Consider the following 5,745-nt stretch of genomic DNA (forward strand, 5'->3'; position numbering starts at 1 on the left):
GCCCGGCATGGAAATTTTGTAAACGATGGTTTATGTTCGCGATCTGCGTAGCCCGCGGTAGCCGCTTTTTGCTCCTTACCGCTTCCCCTTCCTCACCACCATCCACCGCGGCGACTTGAACCGCACAATGCTCATATAGAGCCACACATAAGTCGCTGCAAACACCACCACGAAACAGAACAGATGCAACGTATGCCGCCAGAACAACGTCGCCGGCACAACCGCAATCAAACATAGCAACCAGAGGTAAGGCGACGTCAGCGAGTTCCGCCGCGTCAATTCCCGCGCCGTTCTAGTCCCCACCGCCCAACGCATCAAGCGCTTATAAACGAGCATATGCAGATGCACGCCATCGGGAATCCCCGGCGACATCCCGCGAATAAACTTCTTCCGATAGATCGAGAAGCAGGTCTCGAAGATCGGGTACATGAAAAGCAGCACCGGGTACCACGCCGATACATCGCGGTTGCGCATCACCAGCATGATCGATAGCTCGGCGAGGATGAAGCCGATGAAATACGCGCCGCCGTCGCCGAGGAAAATCAGTCCCGCCGGGAAATTCCAGATGAAGAAGCCGAGTACCGCGCCCATCATCATGAACGACGCCGACAGCACGATCGGATCGGACACCTGGAACGCCACGTAAGCGAGCGACGCGAACATCATGAACGCGACCATCGAGGCAAGGCCGTTGAAGCCATCAATGATATTGATCGCGTTGGCGAGCGCCGCGACCGCCAGCACCGTGACCGCGCAGGAGATCACCGCATAAGACAGCAGAAAGTCCAAAGGCGGCACGCTGATACGCGTGACGGCGATATCCAGCAGGAAGTAGGCGAGAGCGGCGGCCGCCATCGTGCAAACGAGCCGCGCGAGGGGCGACACGCGCTTGGTCAGATCCTCGATCAATCCCGAGCCGAACGCCGGCATGCCGCACGCGATCAGCCCCAGGATGCCGCCCGACACCGCGGGATACGCATGATGCAATTGCACGGCGGACACGATCAGCCCGATCAGAATCCCGGTCCCGCCGATGCGCGGCACCGGGCGCACATGGAATTTCTGCACGCCGGCCAGATCGGTATCGGTGGAGAATTTTTCATGCAAATGGGCATAGCGCACGATCAGCAGCGTGATCAGCAGCGAAACGAGAAAACCGAGCGCAAAACTAAGCATGAAAGTGGGCCTGAGCGAAGACGCCGAATTATACAAACGAAACGCAGGCCGTCCCGAAAAGCGGCACTTGCGCCGATGTCGCTAAAAATCCCAGATAGTGCGCTTGAATCGCCCGCAAACCCTTGTCCGTTATGGATTTCACCTATGTAAGGAAGTCTCGCGAAGGCCGTTAACCTGGATGCGGCGAAGTATAAATTGCGGGCGAAAGGACGGTCGCCGGTATATCGCGGGGTTCGCCGCCGATCCATAAGACGTTCCGGAGACTCAATGCTTAACAACCTCACCATTCGTGGCGGCCTGACGCTCGTGATCAGCGTATTCGTCGCTTTCCTGCTGATCGTGATCGGCGTGGGCTACGGCGCGCTCAAGCTCGCCAATGGCAGCCTCGACGAAACCCAGCATAGCGGTGTGGCGCTGTCGCATCTGAAGGCAAGCTCGGAGAAGCTGCTGCAAGTGCAGCTCGCGCTCGGCACCTATCAGACGCTGTTTAGCGTCGGCAAGCAAACCGACGACCTGTTGCCGGCCGCGCACAAGGTGCTGGTCGAGTCGAACAAGGACTTCGCCAATTACATGGCCGCCCCGTTTGCAAGCGACGCCGAAAAGAAGCTCGCGCAGAACGTCGCGCAGGCGCGCAGCGCGCTCGTCGATCAGGCGATCGAGCCCGAGTTCAAGGCTTTGACGGATTTCGACTTCAACACCTTCCGCAATATTCAGGGCGAAACGGCGAACAGCTTTTACGCGGCCTATTCGAAAGCCATCGACGGGCTCGAGCGTTTGCAGATGGACAGTCAACGCCAGCAATCTCAGACCGCGGCCCAGCGGTTCCAGATGGCGACGCTGCTGTTCGGCGCGATCGGCGCGGTTGCCATCGTGATCGGTGTGATGGCGCGGATCGGTTTGTCGGCAGCGGTGATCAAGCCGGTCAATGTGACCATCAAACACTTCGAGCGCATTGCCGCGGGAGATTTGACGATCTCAATCGGGAGCAAGTCACGCAACGAAATGGGGCAGTTATTGAGCGCGCTGACGAAGATGCGCGATGGCCTCGTCGAGACGGTATCGAAGGTGCGCGGCAGCACGACGGCGATTACGCATGGCGCGAACGAGATCGCCTCAGGCAACGCCGACTTGTCGTCGCGCACCGAGCAGCAGGCGGCGGCGCTTCAACAGACCGCGGCGAGCATGGAGCAACTGTCGGCAACGGTGAAGCAGAACGCCGACAACGCGAAGCAGGCGAACCGGTTGGCGCAGGGTGCGTTGGAGACGGTCACGCGTGGTGGTGCCGTCGTGTCGCGCGTCACCGAGACGATGGACGGAATCACCGAGTCGTCGCGTAAGGTGGCCGAGATCATCGGCATGATCGAGGGGATTGCCTTTCAGACCAACATCCTCGCTTTGAACGCGGCCGTCGAGGCAGCCCGCGCGGGGGAACAGGGGCGTGGCTTTGCGGTCGTCGCCTCCGAAGTTCGCAGCCTCGCGCAGCGCTCCGGCTCGGCGGCGAAGGAGATCAAGGAATTGATCGGCGAATCGGCCGCCAAGGTAGAACACGGGGCGTTGCTCGTGTCGGATGCGCAGAAAACGATTCACGAAGCCATGGATGCGGTTCAACGCGTCACGGGCGTCATGAATGAAATCGAGGCGTCAGCGCTCGAACAGAGCGACGGGATCGAACAGGTCAACAAGGCGGTCTCCCAGATCGACGAAGTCACCCAGCACAATGCGGCGCTCGTCGAAGAGGCCGCGGCGGCGGCCAAATCGCTGGAAGAGCATGCGGTTGCGTTGCGTGACGCGGTGGCGGTGTTTCGGGTGGCGGATTAGAGCGCCGGGATCTCAATGACGCCGTTCCCGACTACGAGTGCCAAGTCTTCTCCGCTCGCCCATACGTGTCTTCGAATCGCACGATGTCATCTTCTCCGAGATAGGCACCAGATTGGACTTCGATTAACTCTAGCGGGATCTTGCCGGGGTTCTTCAGACGGTGCGTGATTCCCAATGGAATATAGGTCGATTGGTTCTCTGTCAGGATGATCTCGTTTTCACCGTTCGTAACGAGGGCTGTGCCCTTTACGACAATCCAGTGCTCGGCACGGTGATGATGCATCTGCAGACTCAGTTGCGCGCCCGGGCGGACGACGATGCGTTTGACCTGGAAGCGGTCACCGTTGTCGATGCCTTCGTATGAGCCCCAGGGACGTGCCACACGACGGTGCGTGACTGACTCGTGACGCCCCGCCGCATTGAGCTGAGCCACGATCTTCCTGACGTCCTGCACCTGATTCCGATGGGCGACCAGCACGGCGTCAGCGGTCTCGACGATGACGACATTATCGAGGCCGATGGCGGCCACCAGTCGATGTTCCGCGCGCACATATGAGTTGGTCATCGCTTCGGTGAGGACGTCGCCGAGAAGCGAATTACCCTGGACATCGTGTTCTGCGATATCGGCAAGCGCAGTCCACGAGCCGATATCGTTCCAGCCGAGCTCCGTTGTGGCAATGACCGCGGCGCGTTTCGTTTTCTCCATCACGGCGTGGTCGATCGAAACATTCGGGCAGGAGGCGAAGGCTTCAGCGTCGAGACGAGTGAAGTCGTTGTCGAGCTGCGCCCCATTGAGTGCAAGTTCTGCCTGCGCGGCGATTTCTGGCTCGTAAAGGCACAGCTCTCTCATGAAGGTCGAAGCCTGCAGCATGAACATGCCGCTGTTCCAGAAGTAGCCGCCTTCGCCAAGGAAACGCTGCGCCGTGGCTTCGTCCGGTTTTTCGACGAAGGCGTCTACTGAGAATGCATGGATGTCTTCGCCAAGCTGCGCGCCGGCACGGATGTAGCCATAGCCAGTGTGTGGCTGGGTTGGAGCAATACCGAAGGTGACCAGATAACCGTCTTTGGCGATCTGAGCGGCGGCTTCGACCGCTTCCACGAACGCCGCTTCGCCGGTAATCACATGATCCGACGGCAGGACGAGCAGGAGGGATTCCGCGGATTCGCGCATCGCTGCCAGCGCTGCAATTGCAATGGCAGGCGCGGTGTTACGGCTGACAGGCTCCAGGATGATCGATGCCGGTGCTATATCGACTTGTCGGAACTGTTCGGCGACCAGAAAGCGCTGTTCATTATTTGTGACAACGATGGGGGCCGCAACGTTCCTGATACCTCGCAGGCGCAATGCAGTTTGTTGAACCAGGGTGTTTTCGCCGGTCAACCTGAGATATTGCTTCGGGTATCCTCCCCGTGACATTGGCCAAAGTCGGGTACCGCTTCCACCGCAGAGAATCACTGGATGAATGGTCATGGTCTTACTTCCTGTCTATGGTTCTTTGTATTCGTGCATATTAGTGCGGGTATCAAACGTCTCATTGAGTCACGGCATTGCTCATGGATATTTCCACGCCGGCGCGTCGCGATCCTGCCGTTTTCCAGTACCTACCTGTAATCGGCAGCGCGGTCGACGGCGCCAGAAATCCCGTCCAGGCGATTCTGCCCCCCCGCCCGGCGCTACGCCGATTTAAACCCCTCCGGGTTCAAAGACTGCCACCGCCAATGATCCGCACACATCCGCTCGATCCCAAACTCCGCTCGCCAGCCGATCACCTCCAACGCCGCTGCGGGATCCGCAAAACACGAAGCCACATCGCCCGGCCGCCGCGCTACGATCTCATAAGGCACGGGTTTGCCCGAAGCCTTCTCGAACGCGTTGACAACGTCGATCACGCTATATCCCTGCCCAGTCCCAAGGTTCACCACAAAGCTGGCATCACGCTTAACCAGCGCATCCAGTGCGGCCAGATGCCCGCGCGCCAGGTCCACAACATGGATATAGTCCCGCACCCCGGTCCCGTCCGGCGTTTCATAATCGCCACCAAACACGCGCAGCTTCTCCAGCTTGCCCACCGCAACCTGCGCCACATACGGCATCAGGTTGTTCGGAATCCCGGCCGGATCCTCGCCAATCAAGCCGCTCTCATGCGCGCCAACTGGATTGAAATAGCGCAGCGTCGCAATCCGCCATGAAGCGTCCGCGATCTCCAGGTCACGCAAAACCTGTTCGGCAATCAGCTTCGACTGCCCATAAGGATTGGTCGCCGAGAGCGGAAACGATTCATCGATCGGCGAGCTCTTCGGCACGCCATACACCGTTGCCGACGAACTGAACACGAACTGCTTCACGTTGCGATCGCGCATCACGCCGAGCACCGTCAGCAAACTGCCGACGTTATTGCTGTAGTACTCGATCGGTTTGGCGACCGATTCGCCCACCGCCTTCAGTGCGGCAAAGTGAATCGCGCCGGTGATCGGATGGGCGTCGAAAATACGGTTGAGCGCCGCTTCGTCGCGCGCGTCGGCTTCATAGAAGGTCACAGGCTTGCCGGTGATTTCCTCCACACGCCGCAGCGATTCGCGGTTGCTGTTCACGAGATTGTCGATTACCACGACGTCGTAACCGCCGTTCAGCAGTTCGACACAGGTGTGCGAGCCGATAAAGCCCGCGCCGCCCGTTACCAGAATCGTGCCCTTCGTGGTCATGCTGTTGCTCCGTTAAAGTAAAACGCCCGTCATTTTCTGCACCAGGTC

At 59.4% G+C, this 5,745-nt stretch carries 4 protein-coding genes; 1 reads left to right on the plus strand and 3 read right to left on the minus strand.

What is annotated here, in order from left to right:
- Positions 1-75: 75 nt before the first annotated feature.
- The gene (locus tag QOC89_RS08235) at positions 76-1,176 is read right to left on the minus strand and encodes a glycosyltransferase (protein ID WP_323044576.1); all 1,101 of its coding nucleotides are present in this window, start codon (positions 1,174-1,176) and stop codon (positions 76-78) included.
- A 267-nt stretch (positions 1,177-1,443) separates the two neighbouring features.
- On the opposite strand from QOC89_RS08235, the gene QOC89_RS08240 reads away from it, so the two are divergent.
- Complete coding sequence (locus QOC89_RS08240) at positions 1,444-2,994, plus strand: methyl-accepting chemotaxis protein (RefSeq protein ID WP_323044577.1); 1,551 nt, start codon at positions 1,444-1,446, stop codon at positions 2,992-2,994.
- 31 nt (positions 2,995-3,025) lie between these two features.
- On the opposite strand, the gene QOC89_RS08245 is transcribed toward QOC89_RS08240, so the two are convergent.
- Both QOC89_RS08245 and galE read right to left on the minus strand, forming a co-directional pair.
- Positions 3,026-4,465: a mannose-1-phosphate guanylyltransferase/mannose-6-phosphate isomerase gene (locus tag QOC89_RS08245; RefSeq protein ID WP_323044578.1), complete on the minus strand. Its 1,440-nt coding sequence runs from the start codon at positions 4,463-4,465 to the stop codon at positions 3,026-3,028.
- 203 nt (positions 4,466-4,668) lie between these two features.
- A complete protein-coding gene (gene galE, locus QOC89_RS08250; protein WP_323044579.1) occupies positions 4,669-5,697 on the minus strand; it encodes a UDP-glucose 4-epimerase GalE in 1,029 nt (342 codons plus the stop codon).
- Positions 5,698-5,745 lie beyond the last annotated feature (48 nt).

Source organism: Paraburkholderia sp., assembly GCF_034668105.1.
Taxonomy (GTDB): Bacteria; Pseudomonadota; Gammaproteobacteria; order Burkholderiales; family Burkholderiaceae; genus Paraburkholderia.